This window comes from Streptomyces sp. CB02009 (assembly GCF_001905825.1).
Taxonomy (GTDB): Bacteria; Actinomycetota; Actinomycetes; order Streptomycetales; family Streptomycetaceae; genus Streptomyces.
The window spans coordinates 82555-94798 of record NZ_LIVV01000010.1; the positions used below are offsets into that span (position 1 = coordinate 82555).

The 12244-nt window shown below is 73.5% G+C and carries 12 protein-coding genes; 7 read left to right on the plus strand and 5 right to left on the minus strand.

Going from position 1 to position 12244, the window contains the following annotated elements:
- Positions 1-42 precede the first annotated feature (42 nt).
- The 4 genes from AMK27_RS33130 (at position 43) to AMK27_RS33145 (ending at position 3230) form a co-directional block, all read left to right on the plus strand.
- A complete protein-coding gene (locus AMK27_RS33130; protein WP_073916749.1) occupies positions 43-408 on the plus strand; it encodes an Rv2175c family DNA-binding protein in 366 nt (121 codons plus the stop codon).
- Positions 409-622: 214 nt separating this feature from the next.
- On the plus strand, positions 623-1276 hold the full coding sequence (gene thiE / locus AMK27_RS33135; protein WP_073916751.1) for a thiamine phosphate synthase: 654 nt from the start codon (positions 623-625) through the stop codon (positions 1274-1276).
- 148 nt (positions 1277-1424) lie between these two features.
- Positions 1425-2339 carry a methylenetetrahydrofolate reductase [NAD(P)H] gene (gene metF, locus AMK27_RS33140; protein WP_073916753.1) on the plus strand — a complete coding sequence of 305 codons (915 nt, stop codon included), beginning with the start codon at positions 1425-1427 and terminating at the stop codon, positions 2337-2339.
- Positions 2340-2393: 54 nt separating this feature from the next.
- Positions 2394-3230 carry a hypothetical protein gene (locus AMK27_RS33145; RefSeq protein ID WP_073916755.1) on the plus strand — a complete coding sequence of 279 codons (837 nt, stop codon included), beginning with the start codon at positions 2394-2396 and terminating at the stop codon, positions 3228-3230.
- Positions 3231-3318: 88 nt separating this feature from the next.
- On the opposite strand, the gene AMK27_RS33150 is transcribed toward AMK27_RS33145, so the two are convergent.
- From AMK27_RS33150 to AMK27_RS33170, 5 genes are all read right to left on the minus strand, one after another.
- Entirely contained in the window at positions 3319-4761 is a 1443-nt protein-coding gene (locus AMK27_RS33150) for a phytoene desaturase family protein (protein WP_198955979.1), read from the minus strand.
- Between the two features lie 42 nt (positions 4762-4803).
- The gene (locus AMK27_RS33155; protein WP_073916759.1) at positions 4804-5451 is read right to left on the minus strand and encodes a DUF4126 domain-containing protein; all 648 of its coding nucleotides are present in this window, start codon (positions 5449-5451) and stop codon (positions 4804-4806) included.
- A gap of 335 nt (positions 5452-5786) precedes the next feature.
- Entirely contained in the window at positions 5787-6395 is a 609-nt protein-coding gene (locus tag AMK27_RS33160; protein WP_073916762.1) for a TetR/AcrR family transcriptional regulator, read from the minus strand.
- 43 nt (positions 6396-6438) lie between these two features.
- A complete protein-coding gene (locus AMK27_RS33165; RefSeq protein ID WP_073916764.1) occupies positions 6439-8535 on the minus strand; it encodes a YhgE/Pip family protein in 2097 nt (698 codons plus the stop codon).
- A complete protein-coding gene (locus AMK27_RS33170; protein ID WP_073916767.1) occupies positions 8507-9493 on the minus strand; it encodes an ATP-binding cassette domain-containing protein in 987 nt (328 codons plus the stop codon). The genes AMK27_RS33165 and AMK27_RS33170 overlap by 29 nt, the downstream gene beginning before the upstream one ends.
- A 164-nt stretch (positions 9494-9657) precedes the next feature.
- On the opposite strand from AMK27_RS33170, the gene AMK27_RS33175 reads away from it, so the two are divergent.
- The 3 genes from AMK27_RS33175 (at position 9658) to AMK27_RS33185 (ending at position 11768) form a co-directional block, all read left to right on the plus strand.
- Positions 9658-10176 carry an SAV_6107 family HEPN domain-containing protein gene (locus AMK27_RS33175; protein WP_073916771.1) on the plus strand — a complete coding sequence of 173 codons (519 nt, stop codon included), beginning with the start codon at positions 9658-9660 and terminating at the stop codon, positions 10174-10176.
- Between the two features lie 120 nt (positions 10177-10296).
- Complete coding sequence (locus AMK27_RS33180) at positions 10297-11085, plus strand: class I SAM-dependent methyltransferase (protein ID WP_073916772.1); 789 nt, start codon at positions 10297-10299, stop codon at positions 11083-11085.
- 272 nt (positions 11086-11357) lie between these two features.
- On the plus strand, positions 11358-11768 hold the full coding sequence (locus tag AMK27_RS33185; RefSeq protein WP_030314489.1) for a DUF3040 domain-containing protein: 411 nt from the start codon (positions 11358-11360) through the stop codon (positions 11766-11768).
- Positions 11769-12244 lie beyond the last annotated feature (476 nt).

Sequence of the window (12244 nt, forward strand, 5' to 3'; positions counted from 1 at the left end):
GCCCGACTACCGGCTGTCGGTCCGGGATGGCAGGCTTGTCCTGTGACCGAGATTGACGTAAAGATCGATGCGCTCGTCCCCGCCTGGCTCTATGTGCCCGACATCGCGGAGATGCTCGATGTCGAGGTGACGCGCGTGCGGCAGCTGATCAAGGACGGTCAGCTGATCGCCGTGCGCCGTGGAGAGAACAACGCCCTGCAGATCCCCGCCGCCTTCATCCAGGGCGACAAGATCGTCAAGGGTCTCGTCGGACTCCTGACCGTGCTGCGGGACGACGGCTTCACCGACGAGGAGATGCTGGAGTGGCTCTTCACTCCGGACGAGAGCCTGCCGGGCACGCCCGCCCAGGCGCTCAACGAGAACCGCGGCACGGAGGTGAAGCGCCGCGCCCAGGCGCTCGCCATCTGACGCGCCACCGCAGGACACCATGAGCGGGTGTCGCGGCGACCGGCCCCACGGCCGGGCCGCCGCGGCCCTCGCGCCACCGGTGCGGGAAGCCCCGTGCCACCGGTGCGGGAGACCCCGTGCCACCGGTGCGGGAAGCCCCGCGCCGTACCGCCGGGGTAGCGTCCGGCGACACCCGCGGGGAGCGCCCCCGTGACACCGACGGGGGGAACCACCCATGCCCACGCCTCGTGAGCTGCTCGCCGACGCCCGGCTCTACCTGTGCACCGACGCGCGGAAGCGCCAGGGCGACCTGCCCGCCTTCCTCGACGCCGTGCTCTCGTCCGGCGTGGACATCGTGCAGCTCCGCGACAAGGGCATGGAGGCGGGCGAGGAGCTGGAGCACCTCGCCGTCCTCGCCGAGGCCGCCCGCCGGCACGGCAAGCTCGTCGCCGTGAACGACCGGGCCGACGTCGCCCACGCCATCGGCTCCCACGTGCTCCACCTGGGCCAGGGTGACCTGCCCGTCCCCGCCGCCCGGGCGATCCTCGGGGACGACATCCTGATCGGCCGGTCCTGCCACGCCGAGACCGAGGCGGCCGCGGCCGCCGTCGAACCCGGCGTCGACTACTTCTGCACCGGACCCTGCTGGCCCACCCCCACCAAGCCCGGCCGGTACGCGCCGGGGCTCGACCTCGTGCGGTACGCCGCGGGCCTGGTCCAGGACCGCCCCTGGTTCGCCATCGGCGGCATCGACGAGACGAATCTGGACGAAGTCCTGGACGCGGGCGCGCGCCGGATCGTCGTCGTCCGGGCCATCACCGAGGCCGACGACCCGGCCGCCGCGACGGCCGCCCTGGCCAAGCGGGTCCGGGAGCGTGCGGGGGAGTAGCGCCTCCGGCCGGCGGTCAGGGGTCCGTGGGGAGGGCCGGGATCCGTCGGAGGTTCGTCCAGCGGTCGGCCCCGCCGGCTGTCCAAAACTGTGTCCACCACTCGGACGGCGTTCACGCACCTCCGCGCGGCCCGTCTAACCTGCCCGTATGGCCCTTGGTACCGCTTCCGTCCGTTCGGACCGCGCCCGCACGGTCCGCGAGATCCTCGCCTCCGGCGGCACGTCGTACTCCTTCGAGTTCTTCGCGCCCCGGACCGAGAAGGGCGAGCAGGTCCTCTGGAACGCGATGCGCCGCGTCGAGGCGGTCGGCCCCAGCTTCGTCTCCGTGACCTACGGCGCCGGCGGGTCCACCCGCGGCGGCACCGTCAAGGCCACCCAGAAGATCGCCTCCGACAGCACGCTCACCCCGGTCGCCCACATCACGGCCGTCGACCACTCGGTCGCCGAGCTGCGCAACGTCCTCGGCCAGTACGCCGACGCCGGCATCCGCAACATGCTCGCCGTGCGCGGCGACCCGCCGGGCGACCCGCTGGGGGACTGGGTCGAGCACCCCGAGGGCGTCACGTACGCCGCCGACCTCGTCCGGCTGATCAAGGAATCGGGCGACTTCTGCGTCGGCGTCGCCGCCTTCCCCGAGATGCACCCCCGCTCCGCCGACTGGGACACGGACATCCGGCACTTCGTGGACAAGTGCCGTGCCGGCGCCGACTACGCGATCACCCAGATGTTCTTCGACCCCGAGAAGTATCTGCGGCTGCGCGACAGCGTCGCCAAGGCGGGCTGCGAGACGCCGATCATCCCCGAAGTCATGCCCGTTGTGAACGTGAAGACCCTCGACCGGCTGCCCCGGCTGAGCAACGCCCACTTCCCGGCGGATGTGAAAGAGCGCATCCTCGCCGTCAAGGACGATCCCGCCGCTGTACGCTCCATCGGTATCGAGTTCGCGACGGAGTTCTGCGCGCGGCTGCTCTCCGAGGGTGTCCCCGGACTGCACTTCATCACGCTGAACAGCTCCACCGCGATCGAGATCTACGAGAATCTCGGACTGCACCAGCAGTCGTGACCGGTCGTACCCGCCCCGACCCGCGGCGGTGACCGTGGAGAGGGGCGGCGGGGCATGGGGTGGACGGTCCTCTACATCGCATTCGGCGTGGTCGCGCTGTGGCTGCTGGGGGAGGTGCTCCTCCAGTACAAGGCGCGACTGCGCTGGCGCGTGCTCGCCTTCTGCGGCTTCCTCGGCGTCGTCCTCGGCGTCCTGACGTCCCTGGTGGCGGTCATCGTCGCCGGGGCGATCGCCTTCGCCGTCGGCCAGACCTATGTGACGCTCTCCTTCCGCCGCGGCTTCTCCACCGGCTGGGCGCTCGGCGGCCGCCCCGGCGCCAGCCGTCGCCGCAGGTCCGCCGCTCCGCCGCAGGCCGGACCCACACTCGAGGTCACCGAGCTCTCGTACGAGGCTGAGGAGGCCCCGTACGCCGGACCCGAGGGGGCCGATGCTCCGTCCGCCGCCGAGTCCACCGCGGTCTACGAGCCCCTGCCGCTGCCCGAGGACACCGGTCAGTACGGCGTCTACCACCTGGGCCAGGACCAGGCACACGGCGCCGCCCAGACCTCCGGCACCGGCTACGAGACCGGCCACGCGACCGGGTACGACCCCTACGCGCCCGCGTACGACCAGCAGCAGCCCGCCTACGACTACGGCCAGGACGCCGGGCAGCAGCAGTACGCCGCCTACTCCGACCCGTACATCGGCCCCGGCACGGACGGGCAGCAGTACGGCTCGTACTACGGCGACCCGTACGCCCCCTCGTACACCTACGACACCCCGCCCGGCGGGGTGTGGGTCCCGCAGCAGCGCGACACCGACCAGCCGCCCCAGACGCAGCAGCAGCCGCAGGGACCGGGCCAGTACGGCTACGAGCAGCACCCGGACGACCAGCAGCAGTACCGGTACTGACCGGCCGTGGGGCCCGGCGCACGCGCCGGGCCCTCCGTGCGTCCGGCCCCGTCCGGCCCCCGTCCTGCTGGGGTCCGGCTGCGTTCCTCTACTGGGAGCCGCGGAAGTCCGCGCCCTCCACGATGAACCCCGCCACCAGCGCGCCCGACATGCCCGCGTGGGCGAGCCCGCCGCCCGGGTGGGACCAGCCGCCCGCGAACCAGAGGCCCGGCAGCGGCGAGCGGTTGCCGGCCGGGAGCAGCCGTCCGCCGGCCCCGGCGAGCGCGGGCCCCGGCACCTCGGCGGCGCCCGTGTCCCGCCGTACGTCCTCCGGGGTGCGGACGTGCCGCCACAGCAGCCGCTCCCGCAGCCCCGGGACCGCCCGCCCGGCCGCCTCGGCCATCCCGTCGGCGAAGGCCTCCCACCCGGCCGCGTCCCGCTCCGGAGAGGTCGGCACGGTCGCCGTGACCGTCACCGACTCGTGGTCCGCGTCCGGGCGCAGCGCCGGGTCGTCCGGGCGCAGCACCGTCACCGTCGGGAGCCCGCCCGCCGCGTGGACGACGGTGCGGTGGACCGCGCCCGCCTCCCGGGGGCCGCGCAGCGCCAGACAGACCGTCACCCGGCCGGTCCCGGTGGCCTGGTGGTGCGGAACGGCGTCGCCGCGGCTCCACTCGACGACGTGGTCGCGGTAGAGCGCGGGCACCGGGGCGCCGGAGACGACGTGGTCGGCCTCGACGGTCCCGCCGCCCGCCAGGCGCACACCGACCGCCCGGCCGTCCTTCTCCAGGACGTCCTCCACGGGCGAGTCGAAGACGAACTCGACCCGCCGCTTCCGGCAGCGTTCGTACACCGCGTCGGCGAGCGCCCGCAGGCCCCCGCCCACGTACCAGCTGCCGAAGGTCTGCTCCATGTACGGCAGGACGGCGGCCGAGGCCGGGGCCGTCGCCGGGTCGAAGCCGTACGACCACGCGTACGCGTCGAGGAGGGCGGCGAGCCGGGGGTCGCGCAGCTCCCGCGCCCCGACCTGCGCGAGCGTCGTCGTCGGACGCCGCAACAGGCCCGCCTTGAGGGCCGGGTACGGCTCACGGGCCAGCGGCGCCGGGTCGGCGGGCAGGGGTTCCTCGAGGAGCGGCCGGCGGGTGCGGTCCCAGGCCTCGCGGGCCCGGACCAGGAAGTCGCCCCAGCGCTCGCCCGCGCCGGCGCCGAGCGCGGCGTCCAGGGCGGCGACCGTGCCGGCCCGGGAGGCGTTCGGCAGGTCCACGCGGGTGTCGTCGGCGAAGACGTGACGGCTCGCCGGGTCGACCTGCGTCAGCGTGACGCACTCCTCCAGCGGCTCCTTGCCGGTCTTCACGAACAGGTCCCGGTACACGGCGGGCAGATGCAGCAGCCCCGGGCCCGTGTCGAAGGCGAACCCGTCGCGTGCGAAGCGGCCGACCGCCCCGCCGTACGTCGTCCCCCGCTCGTACACCGTCACCCGGTGGCCCGCCACGGCCAGCCGGGCCGCCGCCGCCATGGCGCCGAGTCCCGCGCCGATCACCACAATCCGTGCCATGCCAGCGACCCTATCCGGCGCCCGGGACGGTCCCGAACGGGCTCAGAAGTGTTCCGAACCGTCGCCCGACGGCGGCCGTGCGCGGGCCCGGGCCTCCGCGTCGGCGAGCTGTCTCTCCTCGCGCCGCAGCGACCTGCGGCGCAGGAAGCGGCGGATCCGCTGGGCGAGGAAGACCAGTATCACCAGGCCGCCGATGAGCAGCACGCCCGCGATGCTCGCCGCCGCCACCGGATGGAAGAGCGCGAAGGTGACGATGGCCGCCACCCCGAGGTCCTCCGCGAGGCTCAGCGCGACGTTGGAGAACGGCTCGGGCGTGGTGTTGACCGCCATGCGCGTCCCGGCCTTGACGAAGTGGCTCAGCAGGGCCGTCGAACCGCCGACCGCACCCGCCGCCAGCTCCGGCAGCGAACCGTTCTGCCCGGCGAGCAGGGCGCCGACCACGGCCCCCGCGATCGGCCGGATCACCGTGTGGACGGAATCCCATATCGAGTCGACGTACGGGATCTTGTCCGCCACCGCCTCGCACAGGAAGAGCACGCCGGCCGCGACGAGGACATCGGTGCGCTGCAAGGACTCGGGCACCTCGTCGGTGAGCCCGGTCGCGCCGAAGACGCCGAACAGCAGGACCACCGCGTACGCGTTGATCCCGCTCGCCCAGCCGCTGGTGAACACCAGGGGGAGTACGGACACGCCCGCGATCGTAACCAGTCTGAGTATCCGTACCTAGGGCGCGAGATGAGTAGGTACGCGGATGAGTCCCGGACGCGGAGACGGAAGAGTGGAGTCCACGGAAGGGGCGCGGCCCCGGGAACCGCCGACACGGGGCGGCGGAACCGGGGTCGCGTGCCTGCCGCAACGGGGCACGGGGGTGTCACGGGGGACATACGGCGAAGGCCGGTCCGGCGGGGCTCGGGGGGATCGAGCCTCGACGGACCGGCCTTCGCCGTACCGTGCGTCAGGGCCTGGGGGGTGTGTTGCCGATCAGGCCGGGCTCGCGGGGCCTGGCCTGATCGACAGGGCACCCCCTAACGGCCGCCCACCCTGCCGTGCAGCAGCCGCGAGAGCGCCGCGTGCACGTCGTCGAGCGAACGCTCGCTCTGGAAGGCCTGCCAGTCGAGCGCCGCCACGAGCACCATCCCGACCAGCGCCGCCGCCGTCAGCTGGACGTCGATCTCGTCGCTCAGCTCACCGGCCGCGACCGCCTCCCGCAGCACTCCCTCGACCACGGCGACCGCCTCCTGGCGGACCACCAGGAGAGTGGAGTTCCAGGCCCGGTTGGTGCGCCAGAGCTCGGCCACGTACAGCTGGGTGAAGGCCGGGTAGCGGTCGATGAAGACGAGACCCGCCCGGATCATCGCGTCCAGCGCGTCGATCCGGCTCCCGCCGCGCCCGGCGGTGTCCTCGGCCGCCGTCCGCAGCGAGGCCGTGAGCAGCGACACCCCGTGGCGCAGCAGCTCCTCGAAGAGCTCGGTCTTGCTCTTGAAGTTGTAGTAGACCGTGCCCTTGGCCACGCCCGCCCGCTCGGCGATCTCGTCCACCGTCGTCGCGGAGAAGCCCTGCTCCGCGATGAGGGTGACGGCCGCCTCGTAGAGCTTCGCGCGCGTGGCCTGGCGTCGGGTGCTGCTGCTGTCCATGGGGTCGATTCTCACAGGTGTCGCGGGTCTCACCGGCCCGGTCTCACAGGCTCAGTTCGGGGTGGAGCCGGTCGAGTGTCCAGACCTGCTTCCTGCGGGCGGACACGGCGGTCAGCGCCAGGGCGCCCAGGGTGAACGCGGCGAGCACCGCGCAGGCCTGCCAGACGGGTCCGATCCCGCCGCCCGAGATCAGCCGGCGCAGGGCCTCGACCACGTAGCTCATCGGCAGGAACGGGTGGACGGCGTTGAAGAAGCCGGGACTGGTCTGGACGGGGTACGTGCCGCCCGCCGAGGTCAGCTGGAGCATCAGGACCGCGAGGACCAGGATGCGGCCGGCCGCGCCGAAGCGGGCGTTGAGCCACTGGATGATCGCGGAGAAGCAGCAGGTGACCAGCGCGAGGAAGCCGACGGTGCCGGCGGCGCGGGCCATCTGGAGGCCGAGGCCCCAGTGCAGGACCGACATGAGGGCCGCGACCTGCAGGACGCCGATCGCCGCCACCGGGAGCCAGCCCGCGAGGGCGATCCGCCAGGCGGAGCCGCCGGCGGCCAGCGCGCGCCGGTTCAGCGGCTGGATGATCATGTACGCGACCATCGCGCCGACCCAGAGGGAGAGCGGGATGAAGTACGGGGCGAAACCGGTGCCGTAGTTCGGCGCCTTGTGCAGCGACTGGGAGGCCAGCTGCACGGGATCGGCCATGACCTCCGTACGCCGGTCGCGGTCCTGCTCGTCGTAGTCGGGGATCCGGTCGACCCCGTCCTTCAGGCCGGACGCGAGGGTGCCCGAGCCGTCGGCCAGCTTGAACAGACCGCCGTCGAGGGCGCCCGCGCCCTTCTTGAGCTTGCCGACGCCGGTGTCGAGGTTCACGGAGCCGGTCTTGGCGCCGGAGATCCCGGTGTGCAGCTTCTCCGCCCCGGCGGCGACCTTCTTCGCACCCGTGTTGAGCTCGTTGATCTTCCTGATGGCGTCCTCGACGTCCTCGTCGAGGTGCGGCGCGCGGCGGGCCAGCTCGTCGGCCTGCCGCGTGAGCTTCGCGAGCCGCGCGTCGAGGGTCTTGAGGTCGCCCGTGCTGCCCTTCGTCAGCTCGTGGACGTCGTCCGCGATGGTGGCGACGTCGCCGGCCGTGACCGAGGCCTCCTTGAGCTTGGCGCAGACGGTCGGGAACTCGGCGGCGGCCTCGGGCGCCGCCACGCACTCCGCCTGGTGGGCCTTGGCCAGCTCGTCATCGGCCACGTGCGCCGCGCCGCGGATCACCGGGGCGCGCTTCACCAGGTCGTCGAGGTTGTGGCGGACCGCGGTGGCGGAGTCCGAGACGAGCCGTGCGGTGTCGCGGATCGACCTGCCGTTGTTCGCCAGGTAGGGGCGGACCTTGTCGGCGGTGCCGTTCACCTTGTCGGCGAGCGTCTGCGTGCCGTTGGCGACCTTGCGGGAGCCGCTCTCCAGGTCCCTGGCCCCCTTGTCGAGCTTCTTCAGGCCGGCGGCCAGGTCGCCGCTGCCGGTCTTGGCGTCGCTGAGGCCGTTCGCCAGGTCCTTCGAGCCCTTCTTCGCCTTGTCCACGCCCTGCTTGAGGTCGCCCGCGCCCTTGGCGGCCTTCGCGGTGGCGTCGTGGATGTCGGAGAAGGAGATGAAGATCTTGTCGAGGAAGGTGCGGGAGGACTTGGTGGAGGCCGCGGTGCGGACCTCGGAGAACACCGTCCGGGAGATCTGGCCGACGATGTAGTTGTTGGCGTCGTTCGTCCGCACCCGCAGGGCCCCGGTCTCGGGGGAGTCGCCCGAACTGGAGGCGATGCGCGAGCTGAAGTCGCCGGGCATGGTCAGGGACAGGTAGTACGTGCCGTCCTCGACGCCCTTGCGGGCCTCGGCGTCGCTCACCCGGTGCCAGGCGAAGGTCTTGCTCTCCAGCAGCCCCTTGGTGATGTCGTCACCGGCGTTGACCTTCTTGCCGTCGGTGGTGGCGCCCCGGTCCTCGTTGACGAGGGCGACGGGGATCTTGTCGAGCCTGCTGTACGGGTCCCAGAACGAGTACAGGTACAGGGCGCCGTACAGCAGCGGCAGCAGCAGGATCGCGACGAGCGCGGCGCGCGGCAGCTTTCCCCTGCCGAAGCGCTTCAGCTCAAGCGCGGCCAGTTTCGGCGAGCGCATCGGCCGCCCCCTCCTCGGTCGTGTCTTCGGTGAGATCGCCGGCGGCCCTGTCGGCCTTACTGACCTTGTGGGCCGGTCCGGCGCTGCCGGCCTTGTCGCTGGTGCCGGCCTTGTCGCCCTCGCCGGGCGCCCCGGTGGCGGCGGTGTCGGGGGCGTCCTCGGCGTCCCTGGTGCCGGACGCGTCCTCGGCGTCCTCGCTGTCCTTGCCGTCCTCGGCGCGGGCCTCGGTGGCGGGCGCGGTGGCTGTGGTGTCGAGCGTGGTGATCCGCAGGGCGTCCTCGGGGGCCTCGCTGCAGACCGCGACGACGGTGGTCCCGGAGTCGGCCACGGAGCGCAGCAGCGCCCAGGCCTCGGCGCGGTCGGCGTCCGAGAGCTTCAGGTCCGTGTCGTCCACGGCGAGCAGCCGGGGCCGGCCGATCAGGGCCAGGGCGATCGAGAGCCGCAGCGCCTCGAGCCGCTCCAGATCCCGTACGGACGTCCGCTCGCCCTTCGGCAGGGCGGCCAGGTCGAGCCCCGCGGCGGCCACGGCCTCGTCGATCCGGGCCCGGGCCGCGGCCCGCCGCTCGGACGGGCGGCGCAGGAACGTCCGGACGGAGCCGTCGAAACGGCGCTGGAGCATGGCCCGCTCGCCCAGGTGCTCGGCCACCGTGAAGGCGGGATCGAGCTCGCTGACGCCGGGGACGTGCCCCAGGGCGCTGATCCGGCGCACGGCGGCCATCTTCTTCGGCAGCGGCAGGCCGCCGACCTCTGCGGTGCCCTCCTTGGCCTTCATCCGGCCGGTGAGCGCGAGCAGCAGACAGGTGCGGCCCGAGCCCGAGGGCCCCTCGATCGCCACCAGCGTGCCCGGCCCGGCCCGGAACGAGACCTCCCGGAAGGCCCAGCCGCGCGGCCCCTTCAGTCCGAATCCGTCCACGACGACGGCGGCGCCGTGCGGTCGCTCCTCGGCTTCCGCTCCCACGGGCCCACCCCCCGATCCCCTTTTGAACTGACTGGTCAGTTCAAAAGTTACCCCCGAGTTGGGTTTTCAGGCAAAACCTCAGGTCAGGAGGGATTGTCAGTGGGGGCGGGCACGATGGACACATACGGCCACGAAGCCGTCACGCGACGACAGGAGGACTCGTCATGGCAAGCCCTTCCGCAGCAGCCGCGCCCCGCCGACGCCCCGCCCCCGCCCAGACCGGGCCCGCGTCCGACATCCACCCCGTCCCGCGCGCCGCCGCAGCCCCGCCGGCCGCCCTCGACCTCCTCGCCAAGGCGCGTGCCGGACTCGCCGAGGCCGCCGCGCTCGACCGCCCCCACGAGCGGTACGCCGCGGCCCACCTCGCCGCCCTGCGGGCCGCCGCCGCCGTGCTGGCCGCCCGGGCCAGGCCCGAGGCCGGACCCCGCCGCAGGCAGCGGATACGCACCGCCTGGGAGCTCCTGGCGGAGCTGGCACCCGAACTCGCCGAATGGGGCGCCCTCTTCGCCTCCGGCGCCGACCGCAGGGCCCGCGCCGAGGCCGGGATCGCCGGCGCGGCGACCCGGCGGGAGGCCGACGACCTGCTCAGGGACGCCGCGTACTTCCTGCGCCTGGTCGAGCGGCTGCTCGCCCTCCAGCCGGTCCTGCCCCGGCAGCCGGGGGCGGACGAGGCGGGCGGCTGACCGCGGCGCGGGCCCCGGGGGTGCGCCGCCGATCGGGCCGGGCCCGCGGCGTGATCGGCAAGGCACCCCCCAGGCCATAGGGTGGGGGCGTCCGTACCCGTCACCGAGGAGTCAACAGCCGTGCCGGACCCTTCCCCTGTCTTCGGTCGAGAGGCGACCTCGCGCCCGTCGCGCGCCTCCCTGCGTACCGCCGTCGTCTGGGACGTCCTCAAGGACGCCCTCGACCGCCGGGTCGAGGCCACCGGGAAGGACAGCCTCGACGTCCTCGACACCGGCGGCGGATCGGGGAACTTCGCGGTGCCGGTCGCCCGCCTCGGCCACCGGGTCACCGTCGTCGACCCCAGCCCCAACGCGCTCTTCGCGCTGGAGCGCCGGGCCGCCGAGGCCGGGGTCGCCGACCTCGTCACCGGCGTCCAGGGCGACATCAGCGGCCTCTTCGACGTCGTCGGGCGCGAGAGCTACGACGCGGTGCTCTGCCACGGGGTCCTGGAGTACGTCGACGACCCCGCCGAAGGCGTGCGGAACGCGGTCGCCGCGCTCCGGCCCGGCGGCAGCCTGAGCCTGCTCGCCGCCGGACTCGGCGGCGCGGTCCTGGCCCGCGCCCTCGCCGGACACTTCACCGAGGCCCGGCACGCGCTCTCCGACCCGGCGGGCCGCTGGGGCGCGGGCGACCCCGTACCCCGGCGCTTCACCGCCGAACAGCTCGCCGAACTGGCCGACGGGGCCGGTCTGGACGTCGGCGCGGTACACGGTGTCCGGGTCTTCGCCGACCTCGTGCCCGGCGTCCTCGTCGACACCGAGCCCGGCGCGGCCGAGGCCCTGCTCAAGCTGGAAGCGGCCGCCGCCGAGCTGCCCTCCTTCCACGCCGTCGCCACCCAGCTGCACGTACTGGGCGAGAAGCGGGGCTGAGCAGGACGGCCACCCGTTCGGCGGTGCGGGGCGCGGCACTCCATGGAGTACGCCACAGCCCGCCCGATAACGGGCTCTGCCCCGTATGATCGGGGGACAGCATCCGGCATGACGGAGGAGGGCCTGGGGAATCAACGCCTCAGCAACCGATCCGCATGGCGGCCCGGACTGGCTATTCGGCATTGAGGGCGGGTTTCACGGGGGCGATTCCCTGCCTATCCTGAAAGGGCCGCAAACCGGTCGCCCCCGCGACCGACGACTAGGAGGACTCCGTGCCGCTCTCGGAGCACGAGCAGCGAATGCTCGAGCAGATGGAGCGAGCGCTGTACGCCGAAGATCCCAAGTTCGCGACAGCGCTCGAGGGAAGCGGACTGCGTACGTACACCCGGCGACGGGTCTACCAGGCAGTCGCCGGCTTCCTGGTGGGTATCGCGCTCCTCATGGCCGGAATGGTCGCACAGCAGATCTGGATCAGCGTGGTGGGATTCCTCGTCATGCTGGGCTGCGCGGTCCTGGCGGTCACCGGATGGCGCAAGGCGCCGAAGCCGGGTGAGCAGCAGCAGGCCACCAGGGGTGGGACGACGGCCGGAGGCCGTCAGACCCGGCAGCGACGCTCCATGATGAACCGGATGGAAGAGCGGTGGCAGCGCCGCCGCGACGAGCAGCAGGGTGGCGGCCACTGACGGCCCCCTGAGCGGAGGCCCCGCGCAACGCATCCGACGAGCCCCGTGACCCGCGCAACCGCGCCCCACGGGGCTCCGTCGTACCCGCCCCCACGCGTGACCGCCGTCGCCCTACGGACACCGCCTCCACCGAGCCGCCCCCGCCCCGTTGCGGGCACCTGTTCCGCCGGGGCGGTGCCCACCCTGCCCACCCCCGTTGCGGGCGTCTGTTCCGCCGGGGCGGTGCCCACCCCGCCCGCCCCCGTTGTGGGCATCTGTTCCGCTGGGGCGGAACGGGTGGGCACAACGGAACGGCGCCCCTTGCCGGGCCTAGGCTCCCCGCGCCCTGACCCGCACCCATGCGTGCCGTACGAGTGGGTGCGGGTCCAGGCACAAGAGGCGGGGGCGCCGCCGAGGGCGCCGTCCCGTGTGCCCACCCGTCCCGCCCTGCGGGACGATTGCCCACACGGGCGGGGGCGGCGGGCGCAGCCGACGCG

Bases quoted from the DNA above. Each gene is read 5' to 3' on its own strand.
- metF (WP_073916753.1), top strand. From the start codon at position 1,425: ATGGCCCTTGGTACCGCTTCCGTCCGTTCGGACCGCGCCCGCACGGTC.
- thiE (WP_073916751.1), top strand. From the start codon at position 623: ATGCCCACGCCTCGTGAGCTGCTCGCCGACGCCCGGCTCTACCTGTGC.
- AMK27_RS33165 (WP_073916764.1), bottom strand. From the start codon at position 8,535: ATGCGCTCGCCGAAACTGGCCGCGCTTGAGCTGAAGCGCTTCGGCAGG.
- AMK27_RS33160 (WP_073916762.1), bottom strand. From the start codon at position 6,395: ATGGACAGCAGCAGCACCCGACGCCAGGCCACGCGCGCGAAGCTCTAC.
- AMK27_RS33175 (WP_073916771.1), top strand. From the start codon at position 9,658: ATGGCAAGCCCTTCCGCAGCAGCCGCGCCCCGCCGACGCCCCGCCCCC.
- AMK27_RS33145 (WP_073916755.1), top strand. From the start codon at position 2,394: ATGGGGTGGACGGTCCTCTACATCGCATTCGGCGTGGTCGCGCTGTGG.
- AMK27_RS33150 (WP_198955979.1), bottom strand. From the start codon at position 4,761: ATGGCACGGATTGTGGTGATCGGCGCGGGACTCGGCGCCATGGCGGCG.